Below are 16367 nucleotides of genomic sequence, written 5' to 3'. Positions count from 1 at the left end.
TTTTAGGGGGCTTTATTATATAATACGAGTAGGATAACGAAAAGGGGATTCAGCATATGTATAAACAAATTATATTAGCATGTGACGGTTCTGAACATGCACTTCGAGCAGCGGAACATGCAACATATATTGCGAAATGTAGCGAAGAAGCAAATGTTGAAGTTGTGTACGTAGTAGATAATAGAACAGCAAAATCAGATATTATACAAGGTCAAACAGATTTAGAAACAATAACGGCTAGTCGAAAAGATAAATTAAAAGAGATTGAAGGTTTATTAAAGAAAGAGAACATTTCTTATAAAATTACGATATTACATGGCGATCCAGGAGATACGATTGTTCAATATGTAAATACAGGAGATATAGATCTTGTTATTGCTGGGAGTAGAGGATTAAATACACTGCAAGAAATGGTGCTTGGTAGTGTCAGTCATAAAATAGCAAAGCGTGTGAAATGTCCGGTGATGATTATCAAATAAATTGGGTGAGATATTTTGTAGTGTAAGCAAGACCTTGATATAATTCGAGGTCTTTTTTGACGTATAAAAAGGGAGAGTGTGGACATAATAGATACATAATTTCTAGAAAATATTAACTTACAAATTTGTAAGTTTGTTGTCAGAAAAATCGATGTTATGAAAATTATTCCATTGGTAAAATAAACATATCGAAGGGGAGATAGGGAGGATGAAAAAGATGAAAGCACTTCAAAATTTATCATATAGCCAAGGTGTCGGTCTTATTTGTTTAGGGGGATTTGCTGCATCTGTTACGTTAGCTGTTGTAATAAAGATAATTCATCAAATCTTTTGATTTTAGAGTGGGGAAGGAATTGGTTGTTATAAATAGTCAGAAAAGGATTGTAAATAAAAAATAGCTCTTAGCAGTAAGTAAATGCTAAGAGCTATTTTTATGATTATTTTTCTACTTCTGGTTTTTCACTTGTTACAGTAACGTCTTTCCATTGTGAAGTAATTTGGTTCACTTCAGCATTGACATTAAAATCTTTCACGCGCTTATTAACACCTGTTAAATCGAATGTGTAATGAATTGGAATCATCGGTGCTTCGTCATGAATTAATTTTTGCCATTTATCATATACTTCTTTACGATATTTTTCATCAGTAGCTTTTTCTGATAATCCAGCGTCTAATAACTTCGTATTTTCATCATTTACCCAGCGTTGATAGTTAAATCCAGCATTTTTACCCCATAGACCAGAAAGGTCAGGATCAGAACCAGTGTTCCAAGCACCAGAGAAAATATCAACCTTTGGATCATCTTTTTTAATCATTTCACGCATAGCATTAAATTCATGTAAGCGTCCATCAACAAGTTCTACTTTTAAGCCGATATCTTTCCAAGATTGAATATAGAATTTTGCAAGTGGTTCACTTGTTTCACTACCGTTACTAGCTAGGAAGTTAATTTTAAATTCATTACCTTTTGGATCTTCACGGAATCCGTCACCATTTTTGTCTTTATAGCCAGCTTCATCTAATAGTTTTTTCGCTTTATCTACATCTAAGTTATATGCGCCAGCATTATTATTATGGTACTTTGGCATAGATGGTGGGATTGGAGAGTTAGCTGGAACACGAAGTCCGTGATATACTTTTTCTCCTAATTTTTCTCTATCAATTGCATAAGCCATCGCTTGACGTAAACGAACATCTTTGAACTTATCGTTATCCATTACAGCTTCATTCTTTGCTTTGTCCATATGTCCAAATTTAAATCCGATATAAGTGTAAGCAAGCGCAGTTTTTCCTACTAGTTGTGTATTTTTTAATTTACTTACGTTCGGATATTGATCAGCAGTAATTGATGCAATATCAATATCACCTTTTTTCAGAGATGCACTAACAATAGATGGATTTACAACTTTTAATGTTACATTTTTTAGTTTAGGTTTGCCAGCCCAGTAATCATCGAAGCGCTCATACTCAACTGATTCACCAGGAACGATTTTCTTCACTTTAAATGGTCCGAACCCAATTGGATTTTGACGAATCTTATCAGATTCAGCTAGTTTTTCAATTGGTACATCGCCTAAATATTTTTTAGGTGTAGGATATGTCCAAATACCAGTTTTCAGTGAAGGGTTTACTTCTTTATAAGTAATCGAAATTGTTTTTGGGTCGACTACTTTAATACCAGAGATTTTGTCAGCTTTTCCAGCGTGATATTCTTCCATACCTTCAATCATTTGCATTTGTGTATCGTAACGGATACCTGTATATTTACTATTACCAATGATTAAGTAAGAATATTCTAAATCCTCAGCGGTTACAGGGTTACCATCGTGCCATTTTACATTATCTTTAATCTTAATAGTAATAGTTTTTTTATCTTCAGAAATTGTATACGTTGCAGCACCGTCATTTGTGATTTCCCAGTTTTTATCTGAAGCTAATAAACCTTCATCAAAGAAATCCATAATTTCTGAATCTGGAGCAACTTCATACAATACTCTACTTAAAACACCAGCGAAAGGTGAATTTGAAACGAGTCCATATGTTAATGATCCGTCTTTAATTTCTTTACCATCATTTTTTACAGCAGCACTAAATTTATTTGTTTCTACTTTTTTCGTGTTTGCCTTTTTGCTACCGCTATCAGCACCCCCACATGCAGATAGTAATAATGTTGAAGCAGCAAGTGTACTTAATACTTTGTACAATTTTGGTTTGTTCATAACTTCTCCACCCCTTAACCTTTTCTTTGTCTCGCATCAGCCGCACGCTTTAACGCTTGACCAATAAAATTTATACACAGCATCAACACTAAAATCATGATTGATGCGGGTAACCAAATCCACCATTTTTCTTGCAATACATCTGGGTTTGTTGCATAACTTACAAGTGTACCAAGACTCGGTGTACTTTCTGGTAGACCAAAACCTAAGTAAGTCAAACTAGATTCAATCCCGATGTTACCAGCAAGATTTAATGTAATATTTACGATAATAATAGAGCTCAAATTAGGTAATATTTGCTGAAAGATAATCTTCCAATTTGGTGTTCCTAAAGTTTTTGATGCAGATACGTAATCAAGTTCTTTCTCAGTTAATACTTTAGAGCGTATAAGCCTTGCTTTTCCGACCCATAAGAAAGCCGTCATTATGAGAATAAATGTAGTAATATTGAAAGTTGGAACAAGTGAGATAAATACGATAACAATCATTAAGAATGGTAAAATCATCATAAAGTCGATAAAACGCATGATGATGTTATCAACAACTCCTCCAAAATAGCCAGCAATTAGTCCCATCGTAAGACCGATAAGGGTTGATAAAAGAGTAATGGCTAAACCAACTGTAAAGGAATTACGTGTACCAATAATTAATTGTCCGAAAATATCACGGCCACCATAATCAGTTCCTAGCCAATGTTCAGCTGAAGGAGGATCATAAATGGCGAACAGATCAACTCGAACGATATCTTCTTGTTTCATAATAAATGAAGTTGCGTAAACGGCTATTAATATTAAAGCTAAAAAGAATAGGGAAAACATTGCTAGTTTATCTTTACGAAATTCTCGCCACATAATGGAGAAACCAGAAGGGCTCTTTTCGTAATGAATGACCTCAGTTTGTTTTTCAGGATTTGCTAACATAACGTTTCTTCACCTCCATTAATCAATACGAATACGTGGATCAACGATGCTTAGAATAATATCGGAAAGAAGAGTCCCGAGTAGCGTTGCGAATCCAGTAAATAATACAAGAGCAGTTACGACACTGAAATCACGTTGAGTAATAGATTGGAAAAATAGTTGTCCAATTCCTGGGTAGCCGAAAATATTTTCTAGAATAATAGAGCCACCAACTAAACCTGTAATTTCATATCCTAAAAATGCTGCAATTGGTAAAAATGAATTTCGTAAAATATGTCTGGAATATACTTTAGATTCTGGTACACCTTTTGCTTTTACTGTGCGTACAAAATCTTTATGTTTCGTATCAATAATTTCACTTCGTAAATATTGTACAGTTCCTACAGTGCCAATTAATGCCCCAGATAAAGCTGGTAAAATCATATGATTTAATTTACTTAAATAGTAATCAAATGATCCGGCTGCCACTTGTGGATCAACGCTACCACTTGTAGGGAAGATCGGGTATAAAAAGCCGAATAAGAATAACATTACTAATCCGAAAATAAATAGGGGTGTACCAAATCCTAAAAAGTTATAGAGTGTAATGAGTCGATCAGCCCACGTATCATTCCAACGCCCACTTATAACGCCAAGTGGAATGGCGATTAAATAAGTAAGAATAAGAATTAGAAGAGCTAACAGCACTGTATTACCAAGGCGTTCCCCAATAATATCTGTTACTTGTATTTTATGTGCGTAAGAAATACCGAAATCCCCTTGTACGGCATTTGAAATCCACCTTACATATTGTGTGGGAATAGGATCATTTAACCCAAGTTTCTCACGTTGTTCTTCAATTACTTTTGGATCGGCTTTTGGGTTTGCTAGTTCAGCGCCACTTAATGCATCACCTGGCATTGCTTTAGCAAGTGTAAAGACGAGTACACTTAATACGAATAATTGCGGTATCATAACTAAAATCCGGCGTAATATAAATTTCCACATGTTTTATCACTCCCTTATGGTAATGCCACCCGGTGAGTTGGCGAGATTGGTTTTAAATCGTAAGCACGTCCATTTTCATTGAAATAATTTTCGTATGATTTTTCGTACTCAGCGCTTACTTCACGACGCAATTTACGCTGTTGTTCGCGGTGTTCTGGACGAATATCAGGAATAGCTGATATTAGGCGCTTCGTATAGATGTGCTGTGGGTTATTATAAATTTCAGCACTAGTTGCTTCTTCCACAATGCGTCCGCGATACATAACACCTATACGGTCACACATATGGCGAATTACACCTAAATCATGACTAATAAATAAGTATGTTAGTCCGAGTTCGGATTGCAAATCTTGTAAGAAGTTTAAAACTTGCGCTTGTACAGAAACATCCAGTGCAGATACAGGTTCATCTGCGATAATAAGCTTCGGTTTTAGTGTAAGTGCGCGTGCAATACCAATCCGCTGTCTTTGTCCACCGGAAAATTCATGTGGGTATTTATAAATAGACTCAGGATTTAGACCAACTTTATCAAGATAATCTTGAACAGCTCTACGCTCTTCATCAGGTGAGAGTTTCTCAAAATTTCGAAGTGGTTCAGCGATAATATCCATAACACGTTTCTTCGGGTTTAAGGATGAATAAGGATCTTGAAAAATCATCTGAATATCTTTTCGTTGTTCCCTTAGTTCTGAGCGACTTAATTTTGTTAAATCTCTATTATTAAAATGAATGCTACCGCCTGTTGCTTTCGTTAAGTGCATAATTGCTTTTCCAGTTGTTGATTTACCGCTCCCAGATTCCCCAACGATTCCGTAAGTTTCGCCAGGTTGTAGTTCGAAGCTTACGCCATCAACAGCACGAACGTAATCTAAGGTACGACCGAAAACACCACCTTTAATTGGAAAGTGTACTTTTAAATCTTCTACTTTAAGCAGTGCCATGAGTTACGTCATCTCCTTTCTTATCTTGGAAGTTAAAATGCTTGTAGCAAGTGCAACGTACCCAATGGTCTGGTTTTACTTCATGTAAAACGGGATTTTCTTCATGTTGATCAGGTCTAATCCACGGAATTCGTGCCTGGAATCGACAGCCTGTGCGAGGTAACTTAGCTAATGTCGGTACAACGCCTTGAATAACATGTAATTTTTCCTTTTCAGCATATGCAGATGGAATGGAGTTTAATAGAGAACGAGTATATGGGTGAAGAGGGTTATTAAAAATCTCTTCAACTTTTCCTGTTTCTACAACTTGTCCAGCGTACATAACGACGATACGATCGGCTGTTTCTGCGACAACACTTAAATCATGAGTAATTAAAATGATGCCCATTTTCGTTTGTTCTTGAATAGATTTTAGTAAGTCTAAAATTTGTGCTTGGATGGTTACATCAAGAGCCGTTGTTGGCTCATCTGCAATAATAAGTGCTGGGTTACAAGCAATTGCAATTGCGATAACAATTCTCTGTCTCATTCCGCCAGATAATTCGTGTGGGTATTGTTTATATGTAAGTTCTGGTTTTGGAATACCAACTTGATGAAGTAGTTCTAAGGTGCGTTCTTTCTTTTCAACTTTTGAAAGGCTTGTGTGGTAGTCTAAGTTTTCTTCAATTTGTTTTCCAACTGTCATAAGAGGATCGAGTGCTGTAAGAGGTTCTTGGAAAATCATGCCGATGTTTGATCCGCGTACTTTATTCATTTCTGCGGCTGACATCGTTAGTAAATCCTTATCTCTATAGTTAAGATGCCCTTGTAATTTTGTATTTGCTTCATTATGCAGTCGCATAATGGAAAGGGCAAGTGCACTTTTTCCGCAACCTGATTCACCGACTATCGCGACAATTTCATTTTCATGGACTGTTAACGAAACATCATCAACTGCGGCATGATATTGATCTTGTATGCGAAAGGAAGTCTGTAAGTTTTCAATGCGAAGAAGTGGATTCTTCATGGCTATCCCTCCATCTTTCTGAAAAGACTAAATATTTTGTATGTTGTTGTTATTTTAATATAAATTGACAATGTTTGACAAGAAAAAGTTGAGAAAATATTCAAAAATCTTTTTATATAGAGATTGGATGCATGTATATAAGTAGTTGGAGTGTTTTGAAAACGCTAACATGTATAAGAGAGGGAAATAAATCTTTTGTAAGAAAAAAGTATTATATGTAGAAAAAAGAGAGATGTTCTGTAAAGAACAGTCTCTCTTTTTTTGGTAAGAATAATATTAGTGCTTAAGCTTGCTTTTGTTTTGGAGATCCTGTCTTTAAAGTAAGAGCAAGGAAGAACATTGCAAGTACACAAGATGCAAGTAACAAGATGAATCCGCCATCCCATCCAAATGCATCGACGATAAAGCCCATAGCAGCACTAGCGAAAGCTGCTCCGCCTAAGTAACCGAAGAAGCCAGTTAAGCCCGCTGCAGTTCCAGCAGCTTTCTTTGGTGCTAAGTCAAGAGCGTGTAGACCAATTAACATAACCGGTCCGTAAATTAAAAATCCAATTGCGACAAGTGCGATACTATCAACCATTGGGTTACCAGGAGGGTTTAGCCAGTACACAAGAACGGCGATAAATACACCAACCATAAATAAAATACCGGCAGGTGCACGGCGTCCTTTAAATAGTTTATCACTCATCCAGCCGCAAAGAAGTGTACCTGGAATACCAGCCCATTCATATAGAGCATAAGCTGTACGTGAGCTACTATGAGTAAAGCTTTTTTCTTCTACTAAATAAGTAGGAGCCCAGTCTACAACACCGTAACGTACGAAATATACGAAAACGTTCGCAATAGCGATGTACCATAAAAATTTATTGTTTAGTACGTATGTAAATAAAATTTCCTTTACTGAAAGTTCGCGTTCGCGATCTTGTACTTTTTCATCTGGTGGATATTCTCCAGTATGTTCTTCAATAGAAGGTAATCCGCAAGATTGAGGTGTATCTCTCATCGTAATTAATACATAAATACCAACTAAAATTGAAAGAATACCTGGGAAGTAAAAAATACTTTTCCAGTCATTTGCAAAGAAATATAACCCTAATGTTACAAGGGAAGGCATAAGTGCGCCACCGACATTATGAGCGACGTTCCAAATAGACATTTTTGTACCACGTTCACTAATAGAGAACCAGTGAACCATTGTACGACCACAAGGAGGCCATCCCATACCTTGTACCCAGCCATTTAAAAACTGAAGTACAAACATAAGTATAATGCTCGTTGTAATGAAAGAAAATGAGCCGAAAATAATATTAATGATACCTGATAAAAATAGCCCAGCTGCTAAAAAGTAGCGAGGATTACAACGATCGGATACGATACCCATAAGAAATTTACTTAATCCGTAAGCGATAGAAACTGCTGAAAGGATAACCCCAAGCTCCCCTTTACTAAAGCCTTGTTCAATTAAGTATGGCATTGCTAGTGAAAAGTTTTTTCGAACAAAGTAATAACCTGCATAGCCGATGAAGATACCTAAAAATACTTGTAAACGTAATTTACGGTATTCACTATCAACGCGATCAGCTGGTAAGCGTTCCGCGTGGGGCGCGGGTTTAAAGAATTGTGTAAAAAACATAAAATGAAAATCCTCCCCAATTTAATTCGAAGTGTTGTAAGTCAGAGAGAATATAAAAAGGCCATGAAATATAAAAAAGTTTCCTTTTTTATGATTCATAGCCGTGTACTCCGATTCTCCGTGACTGTCAATATTAACTTCGACGAAAATTATACAACTTTGTGACAAAAATGTAAACGTTTTTATAAATAAAAAGTGTTGACGGATTTTGTTCGCGGTATTAATATTTAAATACATTAAATATTTTAGTGCTTAAATAAGAGGTGGATAACATGCCAAATGATATGACGCATATCGATAAAATTCAAGCTCTTGCCTTTTCGATTGGAAAGAAAATGCAGACAGAGTTATTAGAACAAATGCAAGCAACAGGACTTACACCACCGCAGTTTTATATTTTAAAGATTTTAGATCATTATGGAGCTTCAAGGGCGACAAAATTAGCAAAAAAAATGTATGTAAAGCCTAGTGCAATTACAGTGATGATCGATCGCTTAATTGACCAAGGGCTTGTCGAGCGTTATCACGATAAAGATGACCGTCGTGTTGTCGTCATTGAGTTAACAAAAAAGGGTAAAGCTAGGGTAGAAGAGGCGATGACTGCTCGTAATGAGCACATTGCAAAATATTTCTCACATTTAGAGTTGCAAGAAAGAGAAGATTTGTTACGCCTTTTTGAGAAGTTAGAAACTATTATTTGCGGGACACAAGAGGAAAAAGAGAAAAACTAAGAGGAATTGAGGAGATTACATGGAGCAACAAGACAATATAAATAGAAAGTTGTTGTTAGTCGGTTTAGTAATTGCGATGCTATTTGCTGCCTTAGATGGAACAATCGTTGGTACAGCAATGCCACGTATCGTCGGTGAACTAGGCGGATTAAGCTTAATGACGTGGTTAACAACAGCTTATATGTTAACATCAACAACAGTTGTACCGATTGCAGGTAAATTAGCGGATTTACTTGGTCGTCGTAACGTATATATAACAGGGCTAGTTATCTTTATGGTTGGCTCAGCATTATGTGGTATGGCAAATGGTATGACAGAATTAATTATTTTCCGTGGTATTCAAGGTCTTGGTGGTGGTATTATGATGCCAATGGCTATGATTATTATCGGAGATATGTTCACGGGAAAAGAACGTGCGAAATGGCAAGGTATTTTTGGTGCGTTATACGGTCTTGCTTCTGTAATTGGACCACAAGTGGGTGGTTGGATTGTAGATGCAGTGAACTGGAGATGGGTATTCTACATTAACTTGCCAGTTGGTATTTTAGCAACAATCTTTATTGCAATGGGATTAAAATCACATAAACAAACAGGACCAATTAAAATTGATATCGCTGGAATCTTTACGATGATTCTCGGTGTTGTCAGTTTATTACTTGCATTAACGTTTGGTGGAAAAGATTACGCATGGGATTCTTGGCAAATTATCGGGTTATTTGCATTAGCTTTAATTGGTATCGTTAGCTTTGTTATCGTTGAAACGAAAGCGGAAGAACCAATTTTACCGATGCATTTCTTTAAAAATCGTACATTTACATTACTAAATGCGATTGGATTCTTTATGAGTATTGGAATGTTCGGTGCGATTATGTTCGTACCATTCTTCATGCAAGGAATTGTAGGAGTAAGTGCTGCTGAATCAGGAACAATTATGACGCCAATGATGATTACAATGATTGTGATGAGTATTATTGGCGGGCAACTTGTATTAAAAGTTGGTGTAAAACCACAAATTATTACAGGAATGCTTATAATGGCTGGAGGATTCTGGTTATTAACAACGATGGATATGCACACAACTAAATTGACTGCTACTTCTTATATGATGGTTATCGGTTTAGGAATGGGTCTTGTAATGCCGACATTAACATTAGCGTTACAAGAAAGCTTCCCGAAAAAAGATCTTGGTGTCGTAACATCATCAAGTCAGTTCTTCCGTCAAATCGGCGGAACATTTGGTATTACAATTTTAGGATCAATCATGAATAACACTTCAGGTACAACATTAACAAAGAATTTAGTACCTGTATTAGATACATTCCCGAAAGAAGCGGGACAAATGGTAACGAAATTTAAAGATATGATTCATACAGATCCACAAGGTTTATATTCAATGTTATTTAGTCCAGAGGCATTAAAACAAATGCCAGAAGCGTTCGCTAACAGCATTGTACCGATTTTGAAAAACTCTTTAGTAGACTCACTTCATACTGTATTCTTAACAGGATTAGTATTTATCGTAGTAGGCGCTATCTTTACGATTTTCTTACAGAAGATTAAACTGTCAGATCGTAAAAAAGATGCTGAAGAGCCAGCTACAGAGGAAAAAGAACAAACTGTATCATATTCGTAATGAAAAAGCATCGCCTTATGGCGGTGCTTTTTTTGAGTATAACCTTAAAAGCTTTTTCATGAGAAATGATTGACGTATTTCTAGAAATACGTTATATTATTTTCTGTAAACGGTTACATGGAATGGAGAGGAAAGAAAATGAGTACGATTAAAGACGTTGCAAAATTAGCGGGAGTATCTGTTGCGACCGTTTCCAGAGTGTTAAATAAAAATGGATATGTTCATGAAGATACATTAAAGAAAGTAGAGCGAGCGATTGAGATGCTAGACTATAAACCTAGTACAGTAGCGCGTTCACTGTATAATAAAAAATCTCGTTTAATTGGCTTAGTTGTTCCAAATATCGTGAATCCATTCTTTCCGGAAGTTGCACGTGCCGTAGAAGATGTAGCGCATAAGCAGGGATACACAGTTGTACTTTGTAACTCTGATGAAAGTTTAGAGAAAGAAAAGCAATATATTGATGTACTTAGGCAAAATAATGTGGATGGATTTATTGTAGCAACAAATCCACAAAATAGTGTTAATTACATGAATTTATCTGTTCCAGTTGTTGCGATTGATCGTATATTTAATGAGCGTATTCCTACTGTATACGCCGATAACTATGCAGGAAGTCAGGCAGCGACAAAGCTATTAATAGATAAAGGCTGTAAACATATTGCGCATATTCGTGGACCGCGTGACGTAAGCACAGCGAATGAACGTTTTGAAGGCTTTGTAGACGTTATTACACAAAATAATCTTTCTTATATGATTGCAGAGAGTACATTTGATCCAGCTAATAGTGAGCGTGTAGCGGTGGAATTATTAGAAGAGTACCCACATATAGATGGAATTGTTGCTGGGAATGATTTAATTGCAATAGGTATTGTAAAGGCTGCACTTCAAAAGGGAATTTCTATTCCGGATGATTTACAAATTATCGGATTCGATGGAATTTCTTTAACAGAGATGATGTATCCATCTATTACAACTGTTGCACAGCCAATTTATGAAATGGGGAAAATTGCAACAGAACTGCTGTTAGAGCAGATGGAAGGAAACGTATTAGAAGAGAAACACTATCGTTTGCCGATTGAAATTATAGAACGAAATACAACGAAGTAAGGAGATGAAATAGATGCCAAATATTGCAGTAGTAGGTAGTATTTCAATGGACTTAGTGGCCGTTTCAAAAAAACGTCCGAAAGCAGGGGAAACAGTAATTGGTGAAGCATTTCATACAATTCCAGGAGGGAAAGGAGCTAACCAAGCGGTTGCTGCGGCTAGATTAGGCGCAAATGTAGCGATGATTGGTGCGGTAGGAAACGATAATTATGGAACGGTAGTTAGAAAAAATTTAGAGAACGAGCGCGTTTTTATCGACTATGTGGTACCGGTTACAGATGCGGTGACAGGAATTGCTCATATCGTTTTAGCAGAAGAGGATAACAGTATTGTTGTCGTGCAAGGAGCGAATGCTCTTGTAAATGAGTCGGTTGTAAATCGTTCAAAAGATCTTCTTACAAAAGCAGATATGGTTGTTCTTCAACTAGAGATTCCTCTTGAAACAGTAAAATATGTATTGGCTATTTGTGAGGAAAACAAAATCCCGGTTATGTTAAATCCAGCGCCAGCACAAGTGTTATCAGAAGATATTTTAGAAAAGGCAACTTATATTACGCCAAATGAACATGAGTGTCGCATCGTATTAGATGATTTCACATCACCAATTGAAGAGTTACTGGCTAAATATCCAAACAAACTATTGATGACAGAAGGTTCTAACGGTGTACGTTTCCATAATGGTACGGAGATTGTACATGTTCCTAGCATTGCTGTTGATGTAGTAGATACGACTGGAGCAGGTGATACATTTAATGGTGCATTAGCAGTTGCGCTTTCTGAAGGAGAAACACTTCAAAAAGCAATTCGTTTTGCGAATATTGCTGGTGGTCTTTCTGTAACGAAACTTGGGGCGCAAGGCGGTATGCCAACGAGAGATAAAGTACGTGAAGTGCAGGTGATTGTCGGATGAAAAAGCACGGTGTATTAAACAGTGAGATTGCATCAGTTCTTGCTTCACTTGGGCATACAGATACAATTGTAATTGCAGACTGCGGGTTACCGATCCCTGACGGAGTAAAACGAATTGATTTAGCTGTTGAGATTGGAAAACCTAGCTTTTTAGACGTATTGCAAGTGGTAGCTGATGATATGGCCATTGAAAAAGTAACGTTAGCAGAAGAAGTCATTAACAATAATGCGGAAGTAAATAAAGAAATTGAGCTGAAATTAATAGAGCCAGCGTTTGAATATGTATCTCATGAAAGATTTAAAGAGCATACGAAGAAAGCGAAAGCCATTATTCGTACAGGAGAGGCTACTCCTTATGCCAATGTAATTTTACATGCAGGCGTGATTTTTTAATAAAGGGAAGTGATGAGAATGCGTATTGAAATGAAAAATATTTCAAAGGCGTTCAATGGCAATCTTGTTTTGAAGAATGCACAATTTATGATTGAAACAGGAGAAGTCCATGCATTGATGGGGGAAAATGGAGCGGGTAAATCAACGCTCATGAAGATTTTAACAGGTGTATACAAAAAAGATGGTGGAACAATCACGATTGATGGACAAGAACGAACTTTTAAAAATGCGAAAGAAGCTGAAGAGTACGGTATTGCATTTATACATCAAGAATTGAACATATTATCGAATTTAACAGTAGCTGAAAATATGTTTCTCGGTAAAGAGTTAATGTATGGGAAAACAGGTATTTTACGTACGCGTCAAATGAATGCGATTGCACAGCAGCAACTAGCGGAACTAGGGTTACATGTAAAAGGCGCTATGTTGGCAGGAGAGTTATCGGTTGGACAACAACAAATTATCGAAATTGCGAAAGCACTAATGACAAACGCGAGCGTTATTATTATGGATGAGCCTACAGCTGCATTAACAGATCGTGAAATTGAAACGTTGTTTACTGTTATTAATAAATTACGTAAAGAAGGTGTTTCGTTCGTTTATATCTCACATCGAATGGAAGAAATTTTTTCAATATGTGATACCATTACAATTTTACGTGATGGGGAATACGTCGGCAAGAGATCCATTCCGGAAACATCATTTGATGAAGTAGTGAGCATGATGGTGGGGCGCAGCATTGGTGAACGTTATCCAGAACGAAATAGTCAAATTGGTGATATCATTTTTGAAATGCGTAACGGAACGAAGAAAGGGAAATTTGAAAATGTTTCGTTTCAAGTGAGGAAAGGTGAGATCCTTGGTGTAGCTGGTTTGATGGGGGCTGGTCGCACTGATATTATGAAAGCGATATTTGGTTATGAACCTTTAGACTCTGGACAAATTTTTATAAATGGACAAGAAGTAAAGATTGATAGTCCAATAGATGCAATTAGACAAAGAATTGCTTTCATTACAGAAGATAGAAAGTCTGAAGGATTAGTGTTAGATTTTTCAATTCGAGAAAATTTAGCTTTACCGAATTTAGAAAGTCTTTCAAAGGGAAGTGTTCTAAGCAACGAGCTAGAACAACAGTTTACGGCGGACATGATGAAACTTCTTAATGTGAAAGCATCTAGTGGAGAACAAGCGGTGAAATCTCTTTCTGGTGGAAATCAGCAAAAAGTTGTTATTGCGAAATGGCTAGGTATCCACCCGCAGTTACTCATTTTAGATGAGCCAACAAGGGGTGTTGATGTTGGAGCGAAAAAAGAAATTTATTCTATTATGAATAAGCTTACCGAGCAAGGAGATGCCGTTATTATGGTATCATCTGAGCTTCCAGAAGTTTTAGGGATGAGTGATCGCGTTCTTGTCATTCATGAAGGAAAAGTCGGCGGCATTTTAGAGAAAGATGAGGCATCACAAGAGTCTATTATGGCACTAGCTACAGGGGGAGAGTAAGGATGGCTAAGAAGGGGAATGTATTACAACAACTTGGGTCTTTAATTGGACTAGCGCTAATTATTGTAGTAATTACGGCTTTAAATCCAGCGTTTATTGAAATTCCAAATTTATTTAATATACTGCGTCAAGTATCGATTAATGCGCTTATTGCATTCGGAATGACCTTTGTAATTTTAACAGGGGGTATTGACTTATCGGTAGGTTCTATTTTAGCATTATCAAGTGCACTTGTTGCTGGAATGATGGCAAGTGGCATGGACCCGTTCCTTGCGATGGCAGTTGGATTATTAGCTGGTCTTGTAATGGGAATTGTAAACGGTATCATCATAGCGAAGGGAAAAGTAGCTCCATTTATTGCGACTTTAGCAACAATGACTATTTTTCGCGGGTTGACGCTTGTTTATATGGACGGACGTCCGATCACTGGACTTGGTGATCATTTAATGTTCCAAATGTTTGGTCGCGGTTATTTTCTCGGTATTCCGGTACCAGCTGTTACAATGATGATCGCTTTTGCAGTACTGTACTTCATTTTGAAGAAAACGACATTTGGTCGCCGTACATTTGCAATTGGTGGAAATGAAGAAGCAGCAGCACTATCAGGTATTAATGTTACGAGAATTAAAGTAATGATTTACGGTCTTTCCGGAATTTTGGCAGCGCTTGCAGGTATTGTCTTAACATCACGATTAGATTCTGCACAGCCGACTGCAGGTACTTCTTACGAATTAGATGCAATTGCAGCAGTTGTATTAGGTGGAACAAGTCTTTCTGGGGGAAGAGGATGGATCGTTGGTACATTCATCGGTGTGCTTATTATCGGTGTACTAAATAACGGTTTAAATTTATTAGGTGTATCTTCTTTCTTCCAACAAGTTGTAAAAGGACTTGTAATCTTACTAGCTGTATTAATTGATCGCCGAAAAGAAGCGTAATGGAGGGACAGTTCATGAAGAAATGGTTACTTATACTCGTTGCATGTATTATGGTCATTACTGCTGGTTGTTCAATGGAACCCCCAGAATGGGCAAAGGATTCTAGCGATAAAGGTCGAAATAAAACTATTAAAGTTGGATTCTCTGTTTCAACTTTAAACAATCCATTTTTTGTAACTTTGAAAAAGGGTGCAGAAAAGAAAGCGAAAGATAGCGGCATTGAATTGATCGCTGTTGATGCGCAAAATGATGCAGCAAAGCAAACGAACGATGTTGAAGATTTAATTCAAAAAGGTGTCGATGTAGTTGTTATTAATCCAACCGATTCAGATGCTGTTGCTTCAGCGGTAAGTGCGGCAAATGCAGCGAACGTTCCTGTTATTACAGTAGACCGCGTTGCAAATTCAGGTAAGGTTGTTTCCCACATTGCATCTAATAACATCGAAGGTGGTCAAATGGCTAGTGATTACATTCGTGAATTAGTCGGCGAAGGAGCAAACGTTGCTGAGTTAGAAGGAATCCCTGGATCCTCTGCTGCTCGTGAACGTGGGAAAGGATTCCATAACGTAGCCGATAAGTCTTTAAAAGTAGTTGCTAAACAAGCGGCTGATTTTGATAGAGCAAAAGGATTATCTGTTATGGAAAACATTTTGCAAGCAAATGGTGATATTAAAGCCGTGTTTGCGCATAACGACGAGATGGCATTAGGTGCACTTGAAGCATTGAAGTCTGCTGGCAAAACAGATGTAGTCGTTGTTGGATTTGATGCAACAGAAGATGCTGTAAAAGCGGTTAAAGATGGGCGTATGGCTGCAACAGTCGCTCAAAAACCGGAATTAATCGGAGAGAAGGCGATGCAAACAGCAAAAGAGATCACACAAGGTAAAAAAGTGGACAAATCTATTCCGATTGAATTAGAGCTTATTAAGAAAAATAAATAAATATAAAATGAAAATTAGGAAGGA

16 protein-coding genes are annotated in these 16367 nt (G+C 37.0%); 10 read left to right on the top strand and 6 right to left on the bottom strand.

The genetic code is table 11. From position 1 onward, the window contains the following. Nucleotides 1-56: 56 nt before the first annotated feature. Together ACTFRS_RS24055 and ACTFRS_RS24050 are read left to right on the top strand one after the other, a co-directional pair. A complete protein-coding gene (locus ACTFRS_RS24055; protein ID WP_000277994.1) occupies nucleotides 57-479 on the top strand; it encodes a universal stress protein in 423 nt (140 codons plus the stop codon). 208 nt (nucleotides 480-687) lie between these two features. After that, nucleotides 688-813: a DUF4027 family protein gene (locus tag ACTFRS_RS24050; RefSeq protein ID WP_000738298.1), complete on the top strand. Its 126-nt coding sequence runs from the start codon at nucleotides 688-690 to the stop codon at nucleotides 811-813. A gap of 103 nt (nucleotides 814-916) precedes the next feature. Here ACTFRS_RS24050 and opp4A read toward each other — a convergent pair whose 3' ends face one another. From opp4A to glpT, 6 genes are all read right to left on the bottom strand, one after another. Then, nucleotides 917-2698: an oligopeptide ABC transporter substrate-binding protein gene (gene opp4A, locus ACTFRS_RS24045; protein ID WP_440025267.1), complete on the bottom strand. Its 1782-nt coding sequence runs from the start codon at nucleotides 2696-2698 to the stop codon at nucleotides 917-919. 14 nt (nucleotides 2699-2712) lie between these two features. Further along, nucleotides 2713-3618 (bottom strand): ABC transporter permease, encoded by a 906-nt coding sequence (locus tag ACTFRS_RS24040; protein ID WP_000880731.1) that lies wholly within the window; start codon nucleotides 3616-3618, stop codon nucleotides 2713-2715. Nucleotides 3619-3636: 18 nt separating this feature from the next. Further along, a complete protein-coding gene (gene opp4B, locus ACTFRS_RS24035; protein WP_000265445.1) occupies nucleotides 3637-4605 on the bottom strand; it encodes an oligopeptide ABC transporter permease in 969 nt (322 codons plus the stop codon). Between the two features lie 14 nt (nucleotides 4606-4619). After that, entirely contained in the window at nucleotides 4620-5546 is a 927-nt protein-coding gene (locus tag ACTFRS_RS24030; protein ID WP_016716464.1) for an ABC transporter ATP-binding protein, read from the bottom strand. Further along, nucleotides 5533-6552, bottom strand: a complete 1020-nt coding sequence (locus ACTFRS_RS24025) for an ABC transporter ATP-binding protein (protein WP_440025270.1) — start codon at nucleotides 6550-6552, stop codon at nucleotides 5533-5535. The genes ACTFRS_RS24030 and ACTFRS_RS24025 overlap by 14 nt, the downstream gene beginning before the upstream one ends. A gap of 283 nt (nucleotides 6553-6835) precedes the next feature. Further along, entirely contained in the window at nucleotides 6836-8185 is a 1350-nt protein-coding gene (glpT, locus tag ACTFRS_RS24020; RefSeq protein WP_139869403.1) for a glycerol-3-phosphate transporter, read from the bottom strand. A 272-nt stretch (nucleotides 8186-8457) separates the two neighbouring features. Between glpT and ACTFRS_RS24015 the strand changes: the two genes are divergently transcribed. The 8 genes from ACTFRS_RS24015 (at nucleotide 8458) to rbsB (ending at nucleotide 16343) form a co-directional block, all read left to right on the top strand. Further along, nucleotides 8458-8916, top strand: coding sequence for a MarR family winged helix-turn-helix transcriptional regulator (locus ACTFRS_RS24015; RefSeq protein ID WP_139869404.1), 459 nt, complete (start codon nucleotides 8458-8460; stop codon nucleotides 8914-8916). A gap of 19 nt (nucleotides 8917-8935) precedes the next feature. Then, the gene (locus tag ACTFRS_RS24010) at nucleotides 8936-10549 is read left to right on the top strand and encodes an MDR family MFS transporter (protein ID WP_139869405.1); all 1614 of its coding nucleotides are present in this window, start codon (nucleotides 8936-8938) and stop codon (nucleotides 10547-10549) included. Between the two features lie 138 nt (nucleotides 10550-10687). After that, nucleotides 10688-11659, top strand: coding sequence for a ribose operon transcriptional repressor RbsR (rbsR, locus tag ACTFRS_RS24005; RefSeq protein ID WP_139869406.1), 972 nt, complete (start codon nucleotides 10688-10690; stop codon nucleotides 11657-11659). 13 nt (nucleotides 11660-11672) lie between these two features. After that, nucleotides 11673-12569 (top strand): ribokinase, encoded by an 897-nt coding sequence (rbsK, locus tag ACTFRS_RS24000; RefSeq protein ID WP_139869407.1) that lies wholly within the window; start codon nucleotides 11673-11675, stop codon nucleotides 12567-12569. Continuing rightward, the gene (gene rbsD / locus ACTFRS_RS23995; protein ID WP_000716161.1) at nucleotides 12566-12961 is read left to right on the top strand and encodes a D-ribose pyranase; all 396 of its coding nucleotides are present in this window, start codon (nucleotides 12566-12568) and stop codon (nucleotides 12959-12961) included. The genes rbsK and rbsD overlap by 4 nt, the downstream gene beginning before the upstream one ends. Nucleotides 12962-12979: 18 nt before the next feature. Beyond that, nucleotides 12980-14464, top strand: coding sequence for a ribose ABC transporter ATP-binding protein RbsA (rbsA, locus tag ACTFRS_RS23990; protein ID WP_431084914.1), 1485 nt, complete (start codon nucleotides 12980-12982; stop codon nucleotides 14462-14464). Nucleotides 14465-14466: 2 nt separating this feature from the next. Beyond that, nucleotides 14467-15402: an ABC transporter permease subunit gene (locus ACTFRS_RS23985; RefSeq protein ID WP_001074633.1), complete on the top strand. Its 936-nt coding sequence runs from the start codon at nucleotides 14467-14469 to the stop codon at nucleotides 15400-15402. Nucleotides 15403-15416: 14 nt separating this feature from the next. Further along, nucleotides 15417-16343, top strand: a complete 927-nt coding sequence (gene rbsB, locus ACTFRS_RS23980; protein ID WP_097950469.1) for a ribose ABC transporter substrate-binding protein RbsB — start codon at nucleotides 15417-15419, stop codon at nucleotides 16341-16343. Nucleotides 16344-16367 lie beyond the last annotated feature (24 nt).

It is taken from the genome of Bacillus cereus group sp. MYBK139-1, assembly GCF_051916915.1.
In the GTDB taxonomy this organism is placed as follows: Bacteria; Bacillota; Bacilli; order Bacillales; family Bacillaceae_G; genus Bacillus_A; species Bacillus_A pacificus.
Note: the sequence above shows the minus strand (reverse complement) of the source record. Positions and strands in the feature narration are given on the sequence as shown.

Excerpts from the sequence above, each read along its gene's own strand:
- ACTFRS_RS24055 (WP_000277994.1), top strand. The coding sequence starts at position 57 with ATGTATAAACAAATTATATTAGCATGTGACGGTTCTGAACATGCACTT.
- ACTFRS_RS24050 (WP_000738298.1), top strand. The coding sequence starts at position 688 with ATGAAAAAGATGAAAGCACTTCAAAATTTATCATATAGCCAAGGTGTC.
- opp4A (WP_440025267.1), bottom strand. The coding sequence starts at position 2,698 with ATGAACAAACCAAAATTGTACAAAGTATTAAGTACACTTGCTGCTTCA.
- ACTFRS_RS24040 (WP_000880731.1), bottom strand. The coding sequence starts at position 3,618 with ATGTTAGCAAATCCTGAAAAACAAACTGAGGTCATTCATTACGAAAAG.
- opp4B (WP_000265445.1), bottom strand. The coding sequence starts at position 4,605 with ATGTGGAAATTTATATTACGCCGGATTTTAGTTATGATACCGCAATTA.
- ACTFRS_RS24030 (WP_016716464.1), bottom strand. The coding sequence starts at position 5,546 with ATGGCACTGCTTAAAGTAGAAGATTTAAAAGTACACTTTCCAATTAAA.
- ACTFRS_RS24025 (WP_440025270.1), bottom strand. The coding sequence starts at position 6,552 with ATGAAGAATCCACTTCTTCGCATTGAAAACTTACAGACTTCCTTTCGC.
- glpT (WP_139869403.1), bottom strand. The coding sequence starts at position 8,185 with ATGTTTTTTACACAATTCTTTAAACCCGCGCCCCACGCGGAACGCTTA.
- ACTFRS_RS24015 (WP_139869404.1), top strand. The coding sequence starts at position 8,458 with ATGCCAAATGATATGACGCATATCGATAAAATTCAAGCTCTTGCCTTT.
- ACTFRS_RS24010 (WP_139869405.1), top strand. The coding sequence starts at position 8,936 with ATGGAGCAACAAGACAATATAAATAGAAAGTTGTTGTTAGTCGGTTTA.
- rbsR (WP_139869406.1), top strand. The coding sequence starts at position 10,688 with ATGAGTACGATTAAAGACGTTGCAAAATTAGCGGGAGTATCTGTTGCG.
- rbsK (WP_139869407.1), top strand. The coding sequence starts at position 11,673 with ATGCCAAATATTGCAGTAGTAGGTAGTATTTCAATGGACTTAGTGGCC.
- rbsD (WP_000716161.1), top strand. The coding sequence starts at position 12,566 with ATGAAAAAGCACGGTGTATTAAACAGTGAGATTGCATCAGTTCTTGCT.
- rbsA (WP_431084914.1), top strand. The coding sequence starts at position 12,980 with ATGCGTATTGAAATGAAAAATATTTCAAAGGCGTTCAATGGCAATCTT.
- ACTFRS_RS23985 (WP_001074633.1), top strand. The coding sequence starts at position 14,467 with ATGGCTAAGAAGGGGAATGTATTACAACAACTTGGGTCTTTAATTGGA.
- rbsB (WP_097950469.1), top strand. The coding sequence starts at position 15,417 with ATGAAGAAATGGTTACTTATACTCGTTGCATGTATTATGGTCATTACT.